The 23,146-nt window shown below is 57.3% G+C and carries 13 protein-coding genes and 2 riboswitches; all 13 genes read left to right on the forward strand.

Features of this window, described 5'->3' with window-relative positions; translation table 11 throughout:
- Nucleotides 1-61 precede the first annotated feature (61 nt).
- The 13 genes from BCM02_RS01490 (at nucleotide 62) to BCM02_RS01550 (ending at nucleotide 23,109) form a co-directional block, all read left to right on the forward strand.
- Nucleotides 62-2,137, forward strand: a complete 2,076-nt coding sequence (locus BCM02_RS01490; protein ID WP_148927282.1) for an alpha-galactosidase — start codon at nucleotides 62-64, stop codon at nucleotides 2,135-2,137.
- A 638-nt stretch (nucleotides 2,138-2,775) separates the two neighbouring features.
- Nucleotides 2,776-5,007 (forward strand): Calx-beta domain-containing protein, encoded by a 2,232-nt coding sequence (locus tag BCM02_RS01495; RefSeq protein ID WP_148927283.1) that lies wholly within the window; start codon nucleotides 2,776-2,778, stop codon nucleotides 5,005-5,007.
- A 627-nt stretch (nucleotides 5,008-5,634) separates the two neighbouring features.
- The gene (locus BCM02_RS01500) at nucleotides 5,635-7,380 is read left to right on the forward strand and encodes a S41 family peptidase (RefSeq protein WP_148927284.1); all 1,746 of its coding nucleotides are present in this window, start codon (nucleotides 5,635-5,637) and stop codon (nucleotides 7,378-7,380) included.
- Between the two features lie 269 nt (nucleotides 7,381-7,649).
- A riboswitch (guanidine-I (ykkC/yxkD leader) is annotated at nucleotides 7,650-7,751 on the forward strand.
- Between the two features lie 71 nt (nucleotides 7,752-7,822).
- Nucleotides 7,823-9,181, forward strand: a complete 1,359-nt coding sequence (locus tag BCM02_RS01505; RefSeq protein WP_148927285.1) for an APC family permease — start codon at nucleotides 7,823-7,825, stop codon at nucleotides 9,179-9,181.
- A gap of 98 nt (nucleotides 9,182-9,279) precedes the next feature.
- Nucleotides 9,280-9,409, forward strand: a riboswitch (guanidine-I (ykkC/yxkD leader).
- Between the two features lie 60 nt (nucleotides 9,410-9,469).
- Nucleotides 9,470-10,186 (forward strand): urea amidolyase associated protein UAAP1, encoded by a 717-nt coding sequence (locus tag BCM02_RS01510; protein ID WP_148927286.1) that lies wholly within the window; start codon nucleotides 9,470-9,472, stop codon nucleotides 10,184-10,186.
- 21 nt (nucleotides 10,187-10,207) lie between these two features.
- Nucleotides 10,208-10,858, forward strand: a complete 651-nt coding sequence (locus BCM02_RS01515) for an urea amidolyase associated protein UAAP2 (RefSeq protein ID WP_148927287.1) — start codon at nucleotides 10,208-10,210, stop codon at nucleotides 10,856-10,858.
- Between the two features lie 33 nt (nucleotides 10,859-10,891).
- Nucleotides 10,892-14,536 (forward strand): urea carboxylase, encoded by a 3,645-nt coding sequence (uca, locus tag BCM02_RS01520; RefSeq protein WP_148927288.1) that lies wholly within the window; start codon nucleotides 10,892-10,894, stop codon nucleotides 14,534-14,536.
- Complete coding sequence (gene atzF, locus BCM02_RS01525; protein WP_148927289.1) at nucleotides 14,533-16,293, forward strand: allophanate hydrolase; 1,761 nt, start codon at nucleotides 14,533-14,535, stop codon at nucleotides 16,291-16,293. Before uca ends, atzF begins: the two co-directional genes overlap by 4 nt.
- Before the next feature lie 217 nt (nucleotides 16,294-16,510).
- Complete coding sequence (locus tag BCM02_RS01530; RefSeq protein WP_148927290.1) at nucleotides 16,511-18,565, forward strand: NHL repeat-containing protein; 2,055 nt, start codon at nucleotides 16,511-16,513, stop codon at nucleotides 18,563-18,565.
- 39 nt (nucleotides 18,566-18,604) lie between these two features.
- Nucleotides 18,605-20,317 carry a hypothetical protein gene (locus BCM02_RS01535; RefSeq protein ID WP_148927291.1) on the forward strand — a complete coding sequence of 571 codons (1,713 nt, stop codon included), beginning with the start codon at nucleotides 18,605-18,607 and terminating at the stop codon, nucleotides 20,315-20,317.
- Between the two features lie 267 nt (nucleotides 20,318-20,584).
- Nucleotides 20,585-21,328, forward strand: a complete 744-nt coding sequence (locus tag BCM02_RS01540; protein WP_148927292.1) for a YheC/YheD family protein — start codon at nucleotides 20,585-20,587, stop codon at nucleotides 21,326-21,328.
- Nucleotides 21,329-21,561: 233 nt separating this feature from the next.
- The gene (locus BCM02_RS01545; RefSeq protein ID WP_148927293.1) at nucleotides 21,562-22,137 is read left to right on the forward strand and encodes a cupin domain-containing protein; all 576 of its coding nucleotides are present in this window, start codon (nucleotides 21,562-21,564) and stop codon (nucleotides 22,135-22,137) included.
- Between the two features lie 93 nt (nucleotides 22,138-22,230).
- Complete coding sequence (locus BCM02_RS01550) at nucleotides 22,231-23,109, forward strand: hypothetical protein (RefSeq protein WP_148927294.1); 879 nt, start codon at nucleotides 22,231-22,233, stop codon at nucleotides 23,107-23,109.
- Nucleotides 23,110-23,146: the final 37 nt, after the last annotated feature.

The raw sequence follows: 23,146 nt of genomic DNA on the forward strand, positions 1-23,146 counted from the left end.
CACAAGTTTTTCGGCTTGGCCCCCTTTTCTATGCCATGAAGCGGATGAGGAGGAGAAGTGAATGAGCAAGGATGTGCAACATACAGGCATAGGGACGCTGACCGATGCTGACTCGGTCACGGTAGACAATGGCATCGTGAACGTCGCGATCCGGCTGACCGAGGGTGCCTATGACATAAGCTGGCGCGATGGCGACCGAATTTCGGGAGCCGTTGGGAGCGTGAAGCTCGGCGACTCGATCCGCCGCACGTCGGACTATCCGCGACATGAGGCAAGCATCTTCGAAGTCGAGGATGCGCTCGGCCGGGGAACGACGGTAACCGTCTTGCACGTAGAGGCTGGCTTTCCATCGCTGGAGCAGCATTTTACGGTATACGAGCGAGCGCCGTACGTCACGATTCAGATTGCGGCAATCGGCAGCGGGGCTGATATGCGGTCGAACTACATGGCGCCGCTCGCCGTATCGAACGGCAAAGGAGGGCTGGTGCAGATCGCCGGCGGGGGAGATGAGCTGCGGGCGATCCGCGTTCCGTTCGACAACGACAAATGGGTGCGTTACGAATCGACGCCGCTGCTGTCCGGTTCGGCGATCGAGAGTTATGAAGCATCCGCGATCTACGAGCCGGCTTCCAGACGGGGGCTCGTCATTGGTTCGCTCACGCACGATACGTGGAAGACGGGCATCCGCATCGCGGCCGAGGAGGGCACGGCGAGCGACGCGATCGCGATCGAAGCGTTCGGCGGCGCGGCTGGCGAGCTGACGCGGGACTCCATTGCGCACGGAGAAGTGGCCGGGGACCGCGTCTATTCGCCGCTTCTATTCATCGGATCGTACGCGGATTATCGCGATGGACTGGAAGCATTCGCGCAGGCCAACGCGAAGCTTGTACCTGCGCTCGATTGGCAGGGCGGCGTTCCGTTCGGCTGGAACAGCTGGTCGGCGGCGGCGGATAAACTGGACTACGAATTGTATGTATCGACGTCGGATTTTCTGCGGACGCTGCATGCGCCGGGCTTCCATAACGAAGGCGTCGTTTACGTCAACTTCGACTCCTTCTGGACCAACTTGTCGGAGGAGCAGCTTGAGTATGCGGTCGCGCATGTGCAGGCGAACGGCCAGAAGGCGGGCATCTACTGGACGCCTTTCACGTTCTGGGGACACGACGCATCGCAGGAGGTCGAAGGGACGAACGGCGCCTATACCTATGAAGATCTACTGCTGCGCGATCGAGAAGGCAACGTACTGCCAAGCCTCGACGGCGGTCTCTCGATCGATCCGACGCATCCGGGCAACCTGCTGCGAACGGAATATCACCTCGCCCGGTTCGTCGATTGGGGCTTCGAATACGCGAAGCTCGATTTCCTCGGCCACGGCGCCGTGGAAGGGTACCATTACGATCCGGCCGTTCGTACCGGCATTCAAGCCTATAACTTTGGCATGGCGGCCATTCGCGACAAGCTCGCGCCGGAGCGAATCGGACGTCCGTTCCATATCAATCTCTCGATTGCGCCGCTGTTCCCGTATCAATATGGACATAGCCGCCGCATTTCGTGCGATGCGTTCGGGTTGATCGGCGACACCGAATATATGCTGAACGCGTTGACGTACGGCTGGTGGATGAACGATGCGCTGTATCGGTACAACGATCCGGATCATACGGTGCTGTACCAGAGCTTCAATCAAGATGCGACGGCGCACCACGAAGGGCGCAGCCGATTGACCGCTTCCGTCATCGCCGGCACGGTGCTGCTATTGGGCGACGACTATCGGAACGAAGAAGCGAGGCAGCGGGCGGAAGCATGGCTGGCGAATGAAGAGGTGCTGCGTCTGGCCAGGCTGGGACGCACGTTCGTGCCGTTGGAAGGCGATGCCGATTCCGGCGCGGCTGAAATATTCACGCTCAGGATGTTCGAAGACGATTCCGACTCCGACGTCTTATATGTCGCCGTGTTCAACTACGAACGCGATACGGTGCCGGAGAAGGCGGTGTCATTCGAGCGGCTGGGGTTGGCGGACAAGGAGGGGGGATACCGGGTTCGCGAGCTGTGGTCCGGCGAAGGATGGACCGCGGCGGGCGAGCTGCGATTGTCCCTTGAAGCGATGGAAGCCAAACTGATACGGATCGCGATTAAGTAGGATCGGCTAAGGAATGAACTCGAGCGGCAGCGGCGAATACGCTATTGGCGGCATTCGCGCGTTGTCGCTTTTTTCGAGTCGAGCACGCCGCTCCCTGAACAAGCGTATCGTTAATTTTTGATAAACCGGTTGCGCATTTCTGTTTTTGTGGCATAATAGATACGAAATGTATCGAACGCTCGTGAACACCTCGAAAAATGACCCGCGAATCACGAACACGCCCTTTCGTTTCCCGTCGCCTACTCCACCCGCATCTGTTCAACTGTATCCGACCGATCGGCCATTTACTAACCTCGGCAATTGTTTGTCCGCGTCCAAGTTCCCCTTGTGAGGTTCGTTATCCATCCTTGTATCCATCTCCGAGTACAGATTTTTCGTTAGTCTCCGTATGTAAGGACATCGCTATTGACTTCGCTTCCGTTCCCAAGTTCGGCCCCTACCAACCAGCCTGTTCAACCGTGCGCGTTTCGCATGACTGCTGCTTTGCACGCTTTGATATAACCGGTTCTAGGGACGATTTGCTTATTTGTTCCGCCGCCCCATTGAAAGGAGGTGGTGCTTGTTCGGAGCACCCATTACGATTATCCCGTAGTCGTCGTTTGTTTTATTTTTTCGAAATGAATGGAGGAGCTTGACTCATGCATCGTTTACCCCTGCTTCAACCTCGCGGTAGGTTTATCCGCAAATTCGGTACTGCCATGCTGGCGGCATCTCTTGTCCTGCCGGCGTTCGCCTCGGCGGCGAGCGCGGACGAGACGAACGGTCATTTGTCGTTCGAGTACGGCGAGTATGAAACATTCGAGAATAACGGTTCCGTGGCTATCACGATCAATCGCACCGGCGGTTCCGCGGGCGAAGTGACGGTCGACTTCTGGGCGGAGAGCGGCTCTGCTGCGGCCTACGATGATTTCGTTCCGGCTTCGCAGACGGTGACGTTCGCGGAAGGCGAGACGAGCAAGACGGTCTACGTGGATCTTGTCGACGACGGCGTGCCCGAGGACTACGAGGGATTTGCCGTCTATCTGGGCAACCCGACCGGCGGCGCGTCGACGGCTGAGGACGAGTACGCTTATATTAGCATTGCGGATGACGATAACTGGCTTCCCGACGGGCCCGGCGTATTCTCTTTCCAATCCGGTGCCTACGCGGTCGATGAGAATGCCGGCCATGTGAGAGTCCAAGTCGTGCGCACGGACGGTTCGAACGGTTATGTTACCGTCGACTATACAACTCGGGGCGGTACGGCAGTTACCGACCAAGACTTCACGGAGACGTCGGGCACGCTAACCTTCCAGACCGGCGAGTCTTACGCGTACATCGATATTCCGATCCGCGACGATATCCGCTTCGAGAATCCGGAAACCTTCACCGTCGAATTGTATAACGCGACCGGAGAAGCGGGCATCGGCGGCGGCACGACGACGGTCACCATCAATAGCGAAGATCCGGACGTACCGTACAATCCGGGCGTGTTCGAATTCGCGCTGGCGGAGACCCAAGTGAACGAGAACACGCCGGAGGGCGGCGTGTGGTTCGATATTACGCGGACGAACGGCTCGGATAACTATGTCGAGCTCGATGTAACCTTTGACAACGGCACCGCCAACAATGGATGGGATTATGAAGGCTATAACACTTCCGTTGTTTTCCTGCCGGGCGAAACGACCAAAACCGTGTCAGCCACGATCTACGACGACGCGGATTCCGAAGGCAACGAATATTTCACCGCGACGCTCAGCAACCCGACGAACGACGCGACGCTCGGCGAGAAAGCGACGACCAAAATCCGTATCATGGACGACGAGCCATATACGCCGCGATACGGTGCCTTTGAAGTGCGCCAAATCGATTCGCCATTCGCCGAAAATGGCGGCAAGATGTATGTGAACGTCTTCCGTAACGGCGGATCGGATAGCTACGCGACGGTCGACTACACGATCACGGGCGGTACCGCTACCGGTCAGGCGACCGAAGGTTCCGATTACACGGGCACGAGCGGGACGCTAGTGTTCCCGCAGGACGAAACTTTGCAGAATATCTATATCCCGATTCTCGACGACCAGCGTTTCGAAGGCGACGAGAAGCTAACGATCACGCTCTCGAACCCGACGGGCGGCGCGACGCTCGAGACGGCAGGACCCGTTACCCGTACCATCGAGGACAACGACCCGCAGCCGGAGCATCCGGGCGAGCTTCAATTCGAAGGAGTCGATTTTACCGTAAGCGAAGGCGATGGCTTCATCGACATCACCGTGCAGCGCGATAACGGCATCGACGGCGAAGTCGCGGTCGATTATGAGGTGGAGAACGGCAGCGCGACCGGCGGCGAAGATTTCGAGACGATTCGCGGGACTTTGGTATTCGGTCCCGAGCTCCGTTACAAGTCGATTCGGATCCCGATCCATAACGATTCAGCTGCGGAAGAGGATGAAGCGTTCGCCGTGCATCTGATGAACACGAGCGGCGGCGCCTCGATTGGAGAACGGGCATCGGCGATTGTGACGATCATCGACAACGATGCGCCGGCGACAAGCCTAATTCAGGTCGAGAAAGCCGGCGTCGACGCAAAGGAAGAAAGCGGAACGGTGAAAATCAACGTGGTTCGCACGGGTAACGCGACGACCGCGGCATCCGTCAACTACCGGACGGAGAACCTGATCGCCAAGTCCGGCGTGGATTACGTCGCCGCATCCGGCACGCTGCATTTCGCGCCTGGCGAAACGACGAAGTCCGTGACCATTACGCTGAAAGACGATAAGCTGATCGAATACGTAGAGAATTTCCTCCTCGTGCTGTCCGCGCCGTCTGAAGGGGCGACGCTCGGCGAATCCAAGGCGTATGTCTATATTACGGAACGAGACTTCTATTAATCGAATTGCAAGATATGTGCAATACGAAGCTTAACTTAGTAAGCAGCCAATCTAATCACCATTAACGGAAGCCAGCTTCGACGTTCGCGTTGAAGCTGGTTTTGTTGTTGGTCCTTGCATAGGGAACTATGCTGCTTGTATGGACGATTTCGCATCGCGTACGCCTCCCGTAAGCAGCTGTCCAACGCATTATGCGGTTCGATCACGCGTCGGGATTCCAACCTTGTGCATGGTTGCAGTGTGTGCGATTCGATTAGAAGTGCCAAAACACGATTTAAACGCAGGTACTTTGTCTTTCGTTCTTTGTTGTTAATGTCATTAATCAGATGCGGATAAACGAGTTAAACGAATTTCTTTTAACGTTATTAACTATTCGAATCGGATCAGCTTTTTTCGCTGCTCGCTTATTCCTGACGCCGCCGGCGTCGGTTGGACCTGAGTCGATATCGCATTGCGCAAATTGCGAATTAGACGGGAAATCGTTTTGCAACCGGCTGCTTGCGATTCGTGAAAACAAAATCAATTCGCAGCGTGCTATTGTCAGTCGAGAGACCGATGATAATACGCCGCTAATCCGTATAATCAGGAACAGATTGGTTCTACGCGAAGGCGAGGGGGAGATCCGGCATGACGACAATTTGGGGATTAATCGACTCCGTCAAATGGCTCACAAGTTACCAGGCGGCAATCATCTGGTTCTGCCTGTTGACGCTGGGCGTGAACGCGTTCTCGATTCGTTCGCGTTGGCGGGTTCTGGATTTCGTGCCGCTTGGAGGACTGATTGCAGCGCTGCTCGGTTACGCGAGCGGGGATGCGACGTTGCCGTCGCTCGTTCTGTACGGATTGACGCTCATCTTGTTTCTAGGTACAATGCGTCGGCTATGGAAGAGACCTGACACTATCGCCTTGGCAGCCGCGCGCGAGAAAAAACGTCGCGTTTGGACGGTTCTGCGGATGCTCGGCGTACTGTGCGGCGTACTGCCGATTCTCCTCGTTCTTGCCGTTGCCGGAGAAATGCGTTATAACGCCGAAACCGACTTCAGCCGTATGACCTATTCGGATGCTTTCAAGCGGATGCACGAGCGGTTGGAGCGGGAATACCCGTTCGGGGAATGGAAAGGGATCGATTGGGAGACGATGCAAGCGGAATATGAAAGTCGTTTTGCCGAAGCGGATCGGCTGAAGGATTCCAAGCGCTATTACCTGGCGCTTCGCGATTATTTGCACGAATTCAGGGACGGTCATATCGAGATCGAGAATGACGAACTGTTCGAGAACAACGCAGTCTTTCGGGAAGAGGCCGGAGGCGGCTTCGGCTTAAGCGCGCTGCGGCTGGACGACGGGTCCGTGCGCGTCAGCCTCCTGTTGAAGGACGGCGAAGCCGAACGCGCCGGCATCCGATTAGGCGCCGAGCTGCTGCGATGGAACGGAGAGAATGCTGAAGACGTCTACGCGCGGGCGTCATGGGCCGACATTCCGCCGTCCACGTCGGACGTGGAGCGGGAGAATCAGGGGCGATTCATGGTGCGGGCGTCGATCGGCCAGACGATCGAAGTCGAATATCGCAATGAAGGCGGTTCGAAATCGCGCACCGTCACGCTAACCGCGTACGACGACGAGTACGAAACGCTGAAACAGACGCGGAAGAAGCTGACGCCGGCCGATCTGGAGAAGCCGTCGATCGAATGGCGCATGCTGGATAACGGGTATGGTTACGTGAAAGTGAAGGTTTTCCTCGCGACGGATCGTTATCCGAAGCCGTTGAAGCTGCTGGAGCAAGCGATTCAGTCGTTTAGCGAGGAGGACGCAAAAGGCGTCATACTCGATCTGCGCAACAATCCAGGCGGGGAAGATGAGCTGGCGGCGAGCGTGGCCGGTTATTTCGCGGATAGCCCCATGCATTATGAGCAAGTGAGCTATTACAACCGCTTCACGAGCTCGTTCGCGCTGAACCGGATGGAGACGATACATGTTGAACCGGCGGATGCGCGCTATGACGGCAAGCTCGCTGTTCTGATCAACGGAAGGACGGCAAGCTCTGCCGAAGGCGTGCCGATGGCGCTGAAAGGACAGGCGAACGTGCGAATCGTCGGCTTCTCGTCCACCTCGGGTTCCTTCGGCGTCATGTCGAGTCCGATCCGGATCTTCATGCCGGGCGGTTACGAGCTCATATTCCCTGATGGACGTTCGCTTAATGAGCAGGGGATGATTCAGCTCGAAAGCACAGGCGACGGAAACGGCGGCGTCGCGCCGGATGTCCGGATTCCGCTGAACGCAGAGACTTTCGCCGAAGCCTACGTGCACGGACGGGACATGGAACTTGATGCTGCGGTTCAAGCGCTGGATGCGCTAGATGTGTTAAATGCGCCATGAGGCGCAATGAAGCGCAAAGAATCATAGAATCGCGCGATCCCAATCTTGGGTTGCCTAAATCTATTTAACAAGCATCCCCTCGATCATTCGAGGGTTCTTTGCATTTTTCACGAAAGGGCCGGCATTAACCATGTTAGGTATACCTACATTAATGCGTGGACAACGAAAAAATAACGCTTGAAATCCGAAAAAAGTATGTTATATTATCTAACATGGATATTTAACCAGCTGGAATGTCTGTTATATTACCTGCTTCGCCCAACTGCATAATCATTGTTTTCTAGGGTTCCGCGGTCGAATGGCCGGTCAGGTCCGAGAGAAGACGCACGGCTTCGCGGCCGTGTCCACGGAGGGATAAAAGCCCGGGAGGATATGTTACATATCTTCCCGCGGCTTTTTTCTTTTTTTTAGAGAAACGATTGATCGGAAGGGGAAATAGGAGATGAAACAAGAGGTTACGCTACGCCAGTCGCTTACGCTCGTCCAGGTCGTAGCATTGGGATTGGCCTGGATGACGCCGATGATTTACTTCTCGGTGTTCGGCATCGCGTACGACGCTTCGCAAGGCATGATAACCGAGGCCTATCTGCTGTCGGTCGTGGCCATCTTCTTCACGGCATACAGCTACAGCATCATGGCGAGAATCTTCCCGGGATCGGGCTCCTCGTATACGTACGTGAAGCAATCGCTGCATCCGATTCCCGGCTTCACGGTCGGCTGGGCGATTCTGCTCGACTATCTGTTCTCGCCGATTATCGCATGCTTGACGTTCGGCATCTATCTGAACGCGCAGTTCCCGGCTGTCCCGGCCTACGTGTGGATCGTGCTGCTGAACATCGTGCTCGCGGTCGTGAACATCGCCGGCATTAAGTTTTCCGCCAGTCTCAGCAAGCTGTTCGTGCTGTTCCAAATTCTGTTCATCGCGTTCTTCTGCACGTATCTCATTCGCGGCTTCGACGGCTTCGAAGGCGTCATGCAGCCATTCTCGAACCTGGACGTCGGTCTGCCGACGATTCTGGCGGGCGCCTCGATCATCTGCTTTTCCTTCCTCGGCTTCGATACGGTATCGACGCTCGCGGAGGAGACGATCGACGCCAAGAAGACCATCCCGCGCGCGATCATGCTCATCATCCTCATCGCCAGCGTTTTGTATGTGGCGACCTCGTATCTCATCCAAATCACGTATCCGAGCTTGACGTTCGCCAATCTTGATTCCGCGGGCTTCGAACTGATGAAATTGGCGGGCGGCGCGACGCTCGGCGCGATTTTCACGACGGTGCTTATCTTCGCAATTTTCACGCAAGGACTCACGTCGGTGACGAGCGTATCCCGTCTGTTGTACGTGCTCGGCCGCGATTCCATTCTGCCGAAACGGTTTTTCGGCGCGCTCCATCCGAAGTATCGGACCCCGGTCAACAACATCGTGCTCGTAACCATCGTTTCGCTGCTGGCGCTCGTCATCAGCCTCGATATGGCGGTCAAATTCGTCAGCTTCGGCGCGCTCACTTCGTTCGCGTTCGTCAACGTCTCCGTTATTGCCGAATGTTACATCAAACGTAAACTTCGTTCTCCTAAGCAGACGGTTCAGTATTTGATTTTCCCGCTCGCGGGCGCTTCGTTTATCATCTGGCTCATTACGCTGCTCGACGCGAACGCGCTGATGCTCGGCTGTGTCTGGCTCGTAGCGGGATTGGCTTATTATTTGTGCCGAACGAAGCTGTCCGGGGCCTTCCGGGCCGGTTCGCAGCTGTTCGAAGGGACCTCGGCCATCCAGAAGCACGAACAGCAAAAATCTGTGTGAAGTATATTGACACGAATAGCAGTCACCTCTATACTGAACGCATGTTAGCAAACATGACAATTGAATCAAGGTTCTTGCCGGCATCATCGGTCAAGAACGCCAAAGCTGTCTAGGGTTCCGTTGACGCGACGCGTCAAGCCTGGTCCGAGAGACGGCGTATGGGAAGCGAGCAGGCGAGTCGTCGCGCTCGAAGCCCATATGACACGGAAGGATAAAAGCCTGGGAGATCATTCTCCCGGGCTTTTTCGCATTCATTCGCCAATTCGGAAAGGAAGAGGGATGAGAGGGATGGACGTGATCTGGAACACGGTTATCGAAGCAGGGGGCAAATGGTCGGGACGGATCAGCCGAGGCAAGCTGCTGCGCTTTACGGCGACGGAGGCTGGCGCCAATCTGGCGCTCATGCTCTACAACGCGGATGATCTGACGGAGCGCTACAACATGCCGGACACGCTGAAGGCGCAATATACGGCGCATTTGACGGCAGGCCACACGCTAATGAGCGACAACGGCCGCGTGCTGGCCGGCATCGTCCAGGACGATCTGGGCTGGCACGATACGATCGGCGGCTATACGACGAGAGCGCACACCGATGCGAAGTACGGCAAGACGACATACCAGCAGCTTCGCAACGAGTGGCTGCGCAGCGGACAGGAGAATTTCGCGGTCGAGCTGACGCGCAGCGGCATGGGTTTGCGGGATATGATGCCGGTCGTGAACTTGTTCTCTAAGGTATATTGCGACGACGACGGCGCGATGCGGCATGTCCCGGATCATGGTTCAGCCGGGGCTTCCGTCACGCTGCGTACCGAGATGGACGTCCTGGCGGTGTTGTCGAACACGCCGAATCCGCTCGATGCGCGGAAACATTACCCGTCCGTTCCGGTGAAGGTGGAAATACTGGAGGCCGAACCGATGCGCGAAGACGATCTATGCCTGAATCATAGGGCCGAGAATCGCCGCGCTTACGAGAATACATGGAGCTACTACGCTCTGATCAAATAGACCGTTGAGGAGGGGACGACAATGGGAGCGTTCAACCGAATTGAAAGCCATCGCAAGCCGGAGCTGGCCATTTACGAAGAGACGATATTAGCCGGGGACGGATGGATGCGCGACCTGGAGCCGGGGCAAGCGCTGCGCATCGTGGATCTGGAAGGCAACCAAGCCGCGGATACGCTGTTCTACGACGCGGATCATCCCGAGGACCATTACGCGGCGGCCGCGACGATCGCGCGCCAAGGCAATATTTATTTGACGGCGGGCTCCGTGCTGCTGGCGGAATCGGGCAAGGAGCTGCTGGAGATCGTCGCCGATACGTGCGGCAGGCACGATACGCTGGGCGGTTCTTGCTCGGCGCAAAGCAACACCGTCCGGTACGCGCACGAGAAGCTGCACATGCACAATTGCCGCGACACGTTCATGCTCCAACTGGCGAAGCGGGGCGGCGAATACGGCAAGCGGGACTTGGCGCCAAACATTAACTTTTTCATGAACGTGCCGGTAACGCCGCAAGGCGGGCTGAAGTTCGACGACGGCGTATCGTCGCCGGGCGCTTACGTGGAGCTGCAAGCCCGGTGCAGGACGACGGTTCTGATCAGCAACTGCCCGCAGCTGAACAATCCGTGCAATGCTTATAATCCAACGCCGATTCAAGTGCTCATCTGGGAACGTTAACCATCATTCGCAAGGGAAGAGGAGAGGAATGCCATGTTTACGAAAGTACTGATAGCCAACCGGGGCTCGATCGCCGTCCGCATCGAGCGAACGCTCCGCAAGATTGGCATCGCATCCGTCGCCGTCTATACGAAAGCCGACCAAGATAGCCTTCACGTGGATGGAGCCGACGAAGCGGTCCTCATCGGAGACGGTCCGGCTAAAGAAAGTTATCTAAACGCGGAGCTCATCCTTCGAATCGCGAAGGAACGCGGCGCGCAAGCGATCCATCCCGGCTACGGCTTCTTGAGCGAGAACGCGGATTTCGCCCGGGCGTGTCAGGACAGCGGCATCGCGTTCATCGGCCCTTCCCCCGAGCAGATGGAGGCGTTCGGCTTGAAGCATTCGGCACGAGAGCTGGCAATGCGAGCGCAGGTGCCGCTGCTGCCGGGAACGCCGCTCATTACGGAGTTGGATGACGCGGTCTCGGAAGCGGACGCTATTGGCTATCCGGTCATTCTGAAGAGCACCGCGGGCGGCGGGGGCATCGGCATGCGCGTCTGCGCGGACGAAGCCGCGCTGCGCGCCGCATTCGATAACGTGCGGCATCTGGCGGAGACGAACTTCAAGAACGGCGGCTTGTTCTTGGAGAAATATATCGGCAAGGCGCGCCACGTCGAAGTGCAAATCTTCGGCAACCGGTTCGGCGAGGTCGTCGCGCTCGGCGAGCGCGATTGCTCCGTACAGCGCCGGAACCAGAAAGTCGTCGAGGAGAGTCCGGCGCCGGATTTCCCGCAGGAGGTGCGGGAGCGGATGCTGGCCAGCGCGAGACGTCTCGCCGCCGTAGCGGGCTACCGGAGCGCAGGCACGGTCGAATACCTCTATGATCCGGCAAGCCGCGAATTCTATTTCCTCGAGGTGAACACGCGCCTTCAAGTCGAGCACGGCGTGACCGAAGAGGTGCTCGGCATTGACCTGGTCGAATGGATGGTGCGCGAAGCGGCGGATGAGCTGCGGAATCTGGAGGCGATGGTACCCGCCGCGAGCGGACACAGCATTCAAGCGCGCGTCTACGCCGAGGATTGCCTTCAGCAGTTCCGTCCGAGCGCGGGCCAGCTCGATCGCGTGCAGCTGTCCGGCTTGTCGCGGAACGAGTCGTGGGTGCGCGACTGCATTCAGGTGACGACGTTATATGATCCGATGTTGGCGAAGATCATCGTCCATGGCACGGACCGGCTGGACGCCATCGAGAAATTAAAGCGGGCGCTCGCGGAGACTCGGTTCTACGGGCTGACGACAAACCTGCAATACGTGCAGGCGCTGCTCTCCGAATCGAGCTTCCGGAGCGGGGACGTCTTCACGCAGTTGCTGAACGATTTCGCCCCGGCGGAGCGTGCGATCGAAGTGCTGGACGGCGGCGTGCAGACGACGGTTCAAGACTGGCCCGGCCGGGTCGGATACTGGGACGTCGGCGTTCCGCCATGCGGTCCGATGGATCCGCTGGCGTTCCGTACCGGCAATCGGCTGCTCGGCAACCCGGAGGACGCGAGCGGGCTCGAGCTGACGCTGCGCGGCGGCGCCTACAAGTTCCGCGACCGGATGTGGATCTGCATCACGGGAGCAGACATGAAGCCGACCTTGGACGAAGCGCCGGTCGCGATGTACGAACCGGTGCTGGCCGAACGGGGTCAGGTACTCGCTTTCGGAGAATCGAATGAAGGCTTGCGCGCGTATCTGCTCGTCTCCGGCGGGTTCGATATGCCGCATACGCTCGGAAGCGCATCGACGTTCACGCTCGGCGGCTTCGGCGGCCATGGCGGACGCGCGCTGCGTACCGGGGACGTGCTCGGCGTACGTGCGGGAGCGGTAGGTGAGCCGGCCGCAGCGGTCGGTCTTGGCGTGGCGAGCCGGCCGGACATTACCCGAGAATGGACGATCGGCGTCATTCCGGGCCCGCACTGCACGGGCGAGTTTCTGAAGCCGGAATATTTGGAGCAACTGGCCGCTACCAGCTTCGAAGTACACTTCAACAGCTCGCGGACCGGCATTCGGCTCATGGGACCGGCACCGCTCTGGGCGCGCGAAGACGGCGGCGAAGCTGGCTTGCATCCGTCCAATATCCACGACAACGCGTATGCGGTCGGCACGCTCGATTTGACCGGCGACATGCCGATTCTGCTCGGTCCGGACGGACCGAGTCTCGGCGGCTTCGTCTGCCCGGTGACGACGGCGTCGGCGGAGTTCTGGAAGCTTGGTCAGCTGCATCCGGGCGATACGGTCCGCTTCCGGCTCATCACGCTGGAACAAGCGGAAGCGATGAGAACCGAGCAGGAGGCTTACCTTGCGGCAATTGGGCAAGCAAGCGGCGACGAGCTTACGATCGCGCGATTGCCTGAAGTTACATCGGGGATCACGCCGGATTACCCGCTTCTGCACCTCGAATCGGACGGACGCAACTTCCCGATCGCGATCCGATGCAGCGGCGATGAGAATTTGCTGGTGGAGTACGGGTCGCTCGAGCTTGATCTGCTGCTGCGTTTCCAGGTGCATGCCTTAATAGAAGCGATACGGTCTCAAGATAGGATTGCGGTGCAGGATTTGACGCCTGGCGTTCGTTCCCTGCAGGTGCACATCGATCCGAAGCGCGTCACGGTGAAGCATGCGGCCCAGCTGCTGCTCGATCTAGACGCTAGTCTACCTCCGCTGGCATCGATCCGAGTGCCGTCGCGCATCGTCCGGCTGCCGCTATCGTGGGATGACCCGGCCACGCAGCTGGCAATCGACCGCTATCAGCAGAACGTCCGTCCCGACGCGCCGTGGTGCCCGAGCAACCTGGAGTTTATCCGGCGCGTGAACGGGCTGGACAGCATCGACGACGTGCAGCGCATCGTGTTCGACGCGAGCTACCTCGTGCTCGGTCTCGGCGACGTCTATCTGGGCGCGCCGCTCGCCACGCCGATCGATCCGCGCCATCGCTTGGTGACGACCAAATACAATCCGGCGCGGACGTGGACCCCGGAGAACGCGGTCGGCATCGGCGGCGCCTACATGTGCGTGTACGGCATGGAAGGGCCTGGCGGCTATCAGTTCGTCGGGCGCACCATCCAGATGTGGAACAAACTGCGGACCACGGCCAGCTTCGCGTCGGGCAAGCCATGGCTGCTCCGTTTCTTCGACCAAATTCAGTTCTATCCGGTCAGCGCCGAGGAGCTGCTCGTCCTCCGCGAGGATTTCCTGCGCGGACGCTACGAGGCCGACATTACGGAGACGACGTTCGATCTGGGCGAGTACTTGCAATTTCTCTCCTCGATTGAAGAAAGCGCGGATGCGTTCCGTGCCAAGCAGCAGCTAGCGTTCCGCGAAGAGCGGGACAACTGGAAGGCGATGGGACTCGCGGAATACGTATCGGAGCAAGAAACGGGCAAATCCGAGAGCGTCGAGGAGCTGCCGGAAGACGTTGACGCCATCAACTGCTCGATGCCGGGCAGCATGTGGAAGGTGCTCGTCGCGCCAGGCGAACGAGTGAAGAAGGGCGATACGCTCGTTATCGTCGAATCGATGAAAATGGAATTCTCGCAGAACGCGCCGTTCGACGGCATTATACATTCCGTCCACGTGAAGCCCGGTGATTCGGTGCATGCCGGTCAGCTGATCGTCGGCATCGCGAAATCGGCAGAGAAGGAGCTGGCAACCGTATGAGCATCTCGAAACTGCCCCTGTCGTTAACGATCGACTGGCTGCATGAACAATACGAGACGAGTTTGCTTAAGCCGGAAGAAGTCGTGGCCGAGATTATCCGCCGCTCGCAGGCCGACGCGGATATGAACATTTGGATCGCGCCGCCGAATCTCGAGCGGATTCAGCCTTACCTAGATCGTCTGGCAGGAATGGATCGCGAACGCGCGCCGCTGTGGGGCATTCCGTTCGCGGTGAAAGACAACATCGATCTGGCGGCGGTGCCGACCACCTCGGGCTGCCCGGATTTCGCATACGTCCCGGCAGAGAACGCCTCGGTCGTGCGGCGATTAATCGAAGCGGGCGCGATTCCGGTGGGTAAGACGAATCTCGACCAGTTCGCCACCGGCCTCGTCGGGACGCGCAGTCCATACGGCGAGACGCATAACGCGCTGCGGCCGGAGCTGATCAGCGGCGGCTCCAGCTCGGGCTCCGCCGTCGCCGTCGCTCGCGGCCAAGTGGTCTTCGCGCTCGGCACCGACACGGCCGGCTCGGGCAGAGTGCCTGCCGCGCTGAACGGGCTCGTCGGTTGGAAACCGAGCCTCGGGGCATGGCCGGTAAGCGGGCTCGTGCCCGCATGCGAAAGTTTGGACTGCATCACCGTCTTCGCCCATAGGCTGGAAGACGCCGTGCAGGTCGATCAAGCCGTTCGCGGCCTGGATCGCGACGATCCGTGGTCGAAGGAGATTCCTTTCAAGGCAAAGGGAGGCCGCAAACTTCCGTCGACGATCTATTTGCCGAAGGAACCGCTTGAATTCTTCGGACCGTACGCCGATGAATACCAGGCAGCGTGGGAGCGGGAAAGCCATCAGCTCGAGCAGTTGAGTGTTCCAGTAACCTATATCGATACGGGTTTGTTCGCCGAAGCGGCCGCGCTATTATATGAAGGGCCGTGGGTTGCCGAACGTTGGGCGGCGCTGGGGGCGTTCATCGAGTCGCATCCGGGCAGCGCCTTCCCGGTCACGGAGCAAATCCTTCGCTCCGGCGCGAACCCGGTATACGATGCCGCATCGCTATTCCAGGCGCAGCATCGGCTGCAGGACTATAAGCGAAGGGCGCGCCTGCTGTTGGAAGACGGCGTGCTGGTCATGCCGACGGCCGGGGGCACGTGGACGCGCGACCAGGTTCGCGAAGAGCCGGTCGCGGCCAATCGCGCGATGGGCTTATATACGAACCATTGCAATTTGCTCGACCTGTGCGCGGTCGCCGTTCCGGCCGGAGAAGCGACCGCCGATATGCCATTCGGGATGACGCTGTTCGCGTTGGCCGGACAGGAAGAACTGCTCGTCGCGCTGGCGGAACGATATGAACGGCGACAAGCCGAACTTACGACATTAGTAGCCGTGTGCGGGTTGCATATGAGAGGGTTGCCGCTGGAACCGCAGATGCTGACGCACGGCGCGCGCTTCGTTCGCGAGGCGCTGACCGCGCCGAAGTACCGGCTGGCGAAGCTGCCGACGCAGCCGGCCAAACCGGGTTTGATCAAGCACACTTCCGGCGGCGCGGCCATCGCGCTGGAAGTGTGGGAGATGCCGATGTCCCGATTCGGCGCCTTCGCGGCCGCTATTCCGGCACCGCTCGGAATCGGCAAGGTGGAACTCGAGGATGGAACCGAGGTGCCTGGTTTTATTTGCGAAGGTTATGCCGGGCAAGAAGCAGAAGATATTACGTCGTTCGGGGGCTGGAGAGCAGCGATACGGATGACGGCGAGCGTGGAATAGAGGCCATTGTTCCACAATGCGAATAACTGGTCCAACGCACGCTAAGGCGTCGCAGATTACGATCTGCGGCGTCTTTCTTATGTTTTGGCATCGTCTAGATGCCAGACAATCATATATGAACCTGTTTCCGGTAGTCGATCTCGGCTTGGCGTTGTATCATTGCTGTATCTGATCCCGATTTATCGCGCTTTATCAATCATTTAATCAGGGGGTACCAATGTCCTATCATTACATGGGGAGATGGTCGAAAGGCCGGCTGGATCCGGTTCTCCATCATCCCACGGGAATCGCGCTCGATCAGAACGGACGCTTATATGCGGTCAATACGAATCGTCACGAAATCGTGGTCTATGACGAAGCGGGAGAGCTGCTTGATCGCTGGGGCGCATGGGGGAGCGGAACGGCGGAGTTCTACCTCCCGACGGGAATCGCCTTGGATCAAGACGGCAATGCGTACGTGTCGGATACCTACAATCATCGCATTCAAAAGTTTGACCGCCAGGGGCGGTTTCTGCTTGCCTTCGGCACGCGGGGGAGCGAGAACGGCTGCTTCCATTTTCCGCATGGCATCACGGTTGACGAACGGAATCGCGTGTACGTGGCCGACACGCACAACCATCGCATCCAGCGGTTTACGGCTGATGGCATATGGCTGGATTCGTTCGGCCATTATTGTAATGTAGAGTTCGAGACCGACAAGACGGCGCCCGGATTCAATCGGCCCTTCGATGTCGCGACGGATGCCGACTATATTTACGTCTCCGATAGTCTGAACCGACGCGTATGCATCTTCGACATGAACGGTTCGCTCGTTCGGCAGGTCGGACGGCGCGAGAAGCAGCCCATCGATTATGACAACTACGATCCTTATCCTGAACCCGATCCGGGCGAGCTCCAGCATCCGTCCGGCGTGGCTGCGGATGGGGAGGGGAATTGGTTCGTGACCGACGCTTACCTCGGATATACGCAGCAATTCGACGCGCAAGGCAGATTCGTCGCTAAACTAGGGGAATTTGATATGGAGGGCGACGGTCCGAAGGAACGGTTGCAAGTCTTGCACGGGCTGTGCTTCGATCGTCACGGATCGCTGATCCATAGCGACGCGGGCATGAACCGTATCGTCTATCATGATGCGAACGGTCATTATTCCCGGCATATTGGCGACCAATCCGGCACGGCGTTCGTCTTGCCCAAATCGATCGCGATCGATCGCAATGATAACCTGTATGTGAGGTTTGAGCCTGCTGATGTGAAGAAGCTGGATGCGGAAGGCCGGCTGTTGACGCCGTTCAGCCTTCGAGAGCTGCCGGAATTCGATCAACTGCGGGAACACCTGCATCTTATTCCCGCTCTTGGGCTGGATCGCGACGGCGAGCGGATATACGTCGGCACCTGCGACACGGCTGAACCCGACTTTTACATTCACACGCTCGATCTAACCGGGAAACTGCTGCGAACTTTCGCCCATCCGAAGCGCTCCGGCTATCATCATATGGAGGGACTGCACGTCAGAGGAACTCCGGAGGGACATATCATGATCGTGGACGACTACCTTAGGGGCAGCAAAGTGACCGCGTATAATGAAGCAGGGCAAATGTTGCATGAATGGCATACATTGGCTGATCCGATAATGGATGATCTGTCCGGCCACTGGCGAAGGGAAGGCGGTAAACTTACGTTGACCATGAAAGGCAGGCCGGGGGATGAGGATATCATGATCGGGTATGGGGATTGGATCAAAGAGGATGAGATTTTCACCGAAGAAGAGCTCGCCAACGGGATTACCCTCGCGGATAATTATGCAATTGGCGATCTGACGTATGCACCCGACGGCACTTTTTACATGGCATATGGCGATGGGGTAGCCCGGTATAGAATGACCGGCGAACTGATGCAGAGGTGGCGCTTCAACCAAGGGAAGGGGCCAGGAGAATTCGACGAGGCCAAGGCGATCGCGTTCGACAACTTAGGCCGACTGTCTATTCTAGATTATAACAATCACCGCATCCAGTTCTGCGACCTGGAGATGAACGTTCTCGAGGAAATGCGCCTGGATTCGTTCGACCACGGCGAAGTCAGGTATCCGCAGGCGTTCGCGTTCGATTCGCGCGGCAATCTATTCGTCATTGCCGATTATGCCGTGTACAAATACGAACGGTACGGAGCCCTCCGACCCGATCTCGAGCGGAATCAGGCTGAACGTACGCCCATTTCATACGCGGCGCTGGCGAAAGGTTGGAACCATATCTCGTCGCCAGCGTTATATTCCTAAACTAACTAACGCAACAAATTACGCTTCTGGGGGGATGGCATGTTTTTCTGGTTTATCGTATTCACGATCGCATCGCTGCTGCTGACGCCGACGTTATGGATGAGGCGCCTCTACGGCTGGCAGGCCGTCAAGTTGCTGCTGTCCTTCGTGTACGGCGGCATCATCGTCGGGTATTTGTGGCTCATGGATCAAACGGTCGGCGCGGTCGTCATGCAGCTGACGTTCGTCTATCCGATCATCTTGACGCTCGATCTGCTTATGCTGATGGCCGGCGGCCAGGAACGTACCGGCAAGAAAGGCGCGAAGCGGGCAGGCGCCGGTCAGTGGGCGCGGATCGGGTATAGCGCCGCGGGCATTTTGTTCGTCGGCTGGATCATCCTCGCCTTGATCTATCCGTTGTTCGTCAAGGATGATCTCTACAAGATCGTGCAAGCGAAGGAAACATCGGACAAAATCGCGGCCACCGATATTCAACATATTCCGACCGTACCGAAGGAAACGGCGGGTTACGTGGCGGATAAGCTCATCGGCGGCATTCCCAAAGCGTCCTATTATCAGCTTGGCGAGTTGACCCGGCAGAAGATCGGCGACGAAGAATTCTGGCTCGCCCCGATCGAATACAAAGGATTGTTCGAGTCGTGGAATGCCAAATCGCTGCCGGGCTTCATTAAAGTGAGCGCGGAGGACAAGGATCGGCCGGCGGTATTCGTCGACCGGGACAGCTTTACTTATTCGCCGTCGGCATTCTTCGGCGATGATCTGATGCGGAAGGTGCGCAGCCAATATCCGAGAGATATTTTGCGCTTCGCCGGCTTCGAACCGGACGAGAACGAGAAGCCGTATTGGATCGTATCCTACGGCCATTACAAGAATTTCCGCAGCGGGTTCGAGCTGGGCGGCGCGATCATCGTGGATGCCAAGACGGGCGCGATGACCAAGTACAAGCTGAGCGAGCTGCCGGACTTCGTGGACTTCGCCGTCCCGGCGAGCGTCGCCTTCGATTACAACGAGTGGCATGCGAAATATAAGCACGGCTGGTGGAATACGCTGTTCGGCAAGAAAGACATCTACCAAGTAACCGAGTGGAGTACCGGCGAAGAAGTCATCGGCCTGTTCGGTCCGGATAACGCCATGTACTGGTTCACCGATCATACGACGCGCGGCACGAACTCCATGGTCGGCTATACGCTGATGAACGGCCGCACGGGCGAATATACGTATTACACCGGCACGAAGGGAATGTCGGACGGCAAAGCCGCGATCGAAGCGGTGAACAACACGTTCCTGAAGGACGCTTGGACGGGAACGAACTCGATCTTGTACAACATTTACGGCGAGGAAGCGTGGTATATCCCGGTCATCGACACGAAAGGCGTCCTGCGCAAAATCGCGCTCGTGAATGCGCGCAATACGCAGATCGTCGCCTACGGCGATTCCAAGCAAAATGCTTTCAACAGCTACAAGGTGCGCATGGCCGCAAGCAAGAACAGCTCGAACGAGGCGCCTACCGATGTCGCGAACAAGAAGGAGATTACAGGCAAGGTGCTACGTCTGGGCGAAATGACCGTCGAGAATATTTCGCTGATCCAAATTTTGCTCGAGGGCAGCGACAAAGTGTACATGGCTAACCCGCAAGCGATTATTTACGCGCCGTTCTTGAAGGAAGGCGACACGGTACGGTTGACGTACACGGATACGGAAGAGCAAATCGTCTCGATAGATCAGTTGTACAACGTGACGCTCGGCAAGTAAGGGGGCGGCACATGCAAGGGGCTTTCTCGACTCGTCATCTGAACATGACGAAGGGGGAAGCCCCTTTCCTCGTTACAACAAACTCCGGTAGTTTTCGATTTCTCCATTTATACGCGTTATAGCGCAAGATGATAGAGATAGCCGTTGATAGACGCATGGCTTTTTGGAGCCTGTGCTGGCGTTTATTCACGGTTTCTTTACCTATTCGTCTAGTAACCGCGGCGGGTCTCTCGCATAGAATGCGAGAATAGAAGGAGGGAGCGTCCTATGAAAGACGGCAGCTATATCGGCAGCAAATGGAAGAAGACGGCGGTCATACGCAAGGATATGCGACTGGCGCCATTTATCCCAGAGACGGTAAGGATGAGCGAACACAGTTTGCGGTCCATGCTGGATCATTACGGGATGGTGTATGTTAAGCCGGAGTACGGGACATATGGCAACGGCGTGATGCGAGCGGAGAGAAGCCCGTATGGGTATATGTATCAGGTGGGCGAGAAAGCAAGCGAGCACGATTCCTTGAAGTCGTTATATCAGTCGATCCTGAAGGATGCCGGCGGCAAGAAGTATTTGGTCCAACGGGGCATTCATCTGCTCCGGCATAAAGGAAAGCGGTTCGATCTTCGCGTCATGGCCCAGTTATCTCCGCAAGGACGATGGGAGACGACGGGCGTGATCGGAAGGGTAGCGGCAGAAGGGAAGATCGTGACGAATTATCACAGCGGCGGCGAACTCGTCCCGGCGGAATTGCTGCTTGCGCCATACACGGGGCGTGTCCGCGATAAGTTGGCGCAGCTGGAGGGATTGGGCGCGATTGCCGGTCATGCGATGCAGCGCAAATACCCGGGTGTGTACAAAATCGGGCTGGATATCGCCATGGAGTCGAATTTGAAACCATGGATTCTTGAAGTGAACACAAGACCGGATCCGTATATTTTCAGGAAACATCCCAATCCGAAGATATTCCGAAAAATTCGCAGATATGAACGGACGTACGCCAACAAAACGTAACGATAGTGCATCGCCAACAAAGCGCTTCGGATTTCCGAGGGGCTTTTCGCGTTGTCGGCGCACATCGTCGTAATGTCGAGTTGCGTGCTTGCGATGCCGGGGCGACGGAAGGCCATTAAGCGTCGGGCGGGATGCCTGCACCCAATCGATCATGTTCTCGGCCTTCCGGAATAGACTTCTACAGACGTTAACTTTCGTTCCATATCCCGCTTCGGAAAGGGTGAATCGACCGGATGACAACGGAAGGCAAGCCAAACGAGTATAGTTCGCCGTCGCTCGATTTGTCTTTTGACATGCGCGCCTCGCCATATTTCGTGAAGGACGATCGAAACTTCATCCTCTATCAAACCTCGAAACAGTTGCCCGTCATGCGTAATTTAAGCTTGGTCGAAGTCGGTTTAAGCAAAGGCCATAGCGTCGAGCCGCATTGGCATCCCAACGCGAACGAACTTTTGTTCGTCGCGGAAGGCGAGATCGTCGAAGCGATGTTCAATCCGTTCACCGAACAAATACTCCGCTATCGGCTCGGACCGAGTCAGACGGTCTATATCCCGATGGGGTGGTGGCACTGGACTCTGGCGGTCGCGGATCAATCCCGCCTTGTCGTCAGCTTCGATCACGGCGCGTTCGAAGCCATCTATGGGTCCGATATTCTAAGGAAGACGCCTCCCGAAGTATTGCAGGCGGTGTATGACGTGAATCCCGAAGCATGGATGGAGGCAGTAAAGCCGATTTCGCAGACGGTGATAATCGGTCCGCCCGATCCCGGAGGAATTCGATGGCGAATCGGAAGCAGAGGGTCGCCGTAACGGTGACCCTTCTTGCGATTTGGAAATAATCGCATGAATATGGGTCAAATTTGGAAACCTAACGCCATCACCGTTCGGAAAGGAAATAGGCAGATGCCGAATATGGTCTGGTATTACGGGTTGATTGCCATCGGAGTCATCATTACCGCATTTACATTACGACGCCGGGCTAATCTAGCCGATTGGTTGACCTACTTCTTGTTTACGACGGCATGGTCGTGGGTGGGAGAATCGTTCATCCTCTTCGTCTTTCACGGGTATGATTATAAACCCGGACTATATCAGGATGTCTTCGCCGAGAATATCATCGGACATATTATCGCGAACTCCTCTTACTGGGCGGCGGCCGCGGTGGCGGTGATGTATTACCGGACCTCCTATCTATGGATCGCTATTTATTCGCTTGGCTTTATGCTTACGGAGTTCATATTCACTCGCGTCGGCGTCTACGAGCAGTATTGGTGGAAGACCTATATGACCGGCATAACCGCGTTTATTTTTCTGGTTCTCATGAAGAAGTGGTATGTTCTGCTGCAAGCAAGAGCTTACAAGTCGCCTCGCGTCATCGTTTTCGGCACGCTCGCCTGGGTGATCTTGCAGACGCCGACAAGCGTGCTGATGCTGTTCGACAAGCAGTTTTTCCGGGTGCATTGGGTGACGAACATCTATCGGGACAGCACGTTATTCAGCGGCTTTGTCTATCACGTGATCATGGCTTTCGTCATCCTGTACTGCATGTATGTGCCCAGGCACTGGGCTTGGAGGATGGCTCCGCTCATCCTGCTGGCCGCGTTCGACGCCTTATTATTCAACGCGGGAATATTGCGGTTCTCGAACGATTGGAGCCTGATCGAATTGATCAGTATACGCGCCGTCTCCTTGGCCGTCATCTTCCTGCTGGAGCATTACTCGCTGGAAGAGGAGCGGGTCTCGGGAGAAGAGGAGACGAGATGGCATGCGCGTTCTCGATAGCTTCGCGGCGTTGGCTGCAAGCTGGCGTACGTTTACG

The organism is Paenibacillus methanolicus (assembly GCF_008124765.1).
Classification (GTDB): Bacteria; Bacillota; Bacilli; order Paenibacillales; family Paenibacillaceae; genus Paenibacillus_Z; species Paenibacillus_Z methanolicus.

Bases quoted from the DNA above. Each gene is read 5' to 3' on its own strand.
- BCM02_RS01490 (WP_148927282.1), top strand. From the start codon at position 62: ATGAGCAAGGATGTGCAACATACAGGCATAGGGACGCTGACCGATGCT.
- BCM02_RS01495 (WP_148927283.1), top strand. From the start codon at position 2,776: ATGCATCGTTTACCCCTGCTTCAACCTCGCGGTAGGTTTATCCGCAAA.
- BCM02_RS01500 (WP_148927284.1), top strand. From the start codon at position 5,635: ATGACGACAATTTGGGGATTAATCGACTCCGTCAAATGGCTCACAAGT.
- BCM02_RS01505 (WP_148927285.1), top strand. From the start codon at position 7,823: ATGAAACAAGAGGTTACGCTACGCCAGTCGCTTACGCTCGTCCAGGTC.
- BCM02_RS01510 (WP_148927286.1), top strand. From the start codon at position 9,470: ATGGACGTGATCTGGAACACGGTTATCGAAGCAGGGGGCAAATGGTCG.
- BCM02_RS01515 (WP_148927287.1), top strand. From the start codon at position 10,208: ATGGGAGCGTTCAACCGAATTGAAAGCCATCGCAAGCCGGAGCTGGCC.
- uca (WP_148927288.1), top strand. From the start codon at position 10,892: ATGTTTACGAAAGTACTGATAGCCAACCGGGGCTCGATCGCCGTCCGC.
- atzF (WP_148927289.1), top strand. From the start codon at position 14,533: ATGAGCATCTCGAAACTGCCCCTGTCGTTAACGATCGACTGGCTGCAT.
- BCM02_RS01530 (WP_148927290.1), top strand. From the start codon at position 16,511: ATGTCCTATCATTACATGGGGAGATGGTCGAAAGGCCGGCTGGATCCG.
- BCM02_RS01535 (WP_148927291.1), top strand. From the start codon at position 18,605: ATGTTTTTCTGGTTTATCGTATTCACGATCGCATCGCTGCTGCTGACG.
- BCM02_RS01540 (WP_148927292.1), top strand. From the start codon at position 20,585: ATGAAAGACGGCAGCTATATCGGCAGCAAATGGAAGAAGACGGCGGTC.
- BCM02_RS01545 (WP_148927293.1), top strand. From the start codon at position 21,562: ATGACAACGGAAGGCAAGCCAAACGAGTATAGTTCGCCGTCGCTCGAT.
- BCM02_RS01550 (WP_148927294.1), top strand. From the start codon at position 22,231: ATGCCGAATATGGTCTGGTATTACGGGTTGATTGCCATCGGAGTCATC.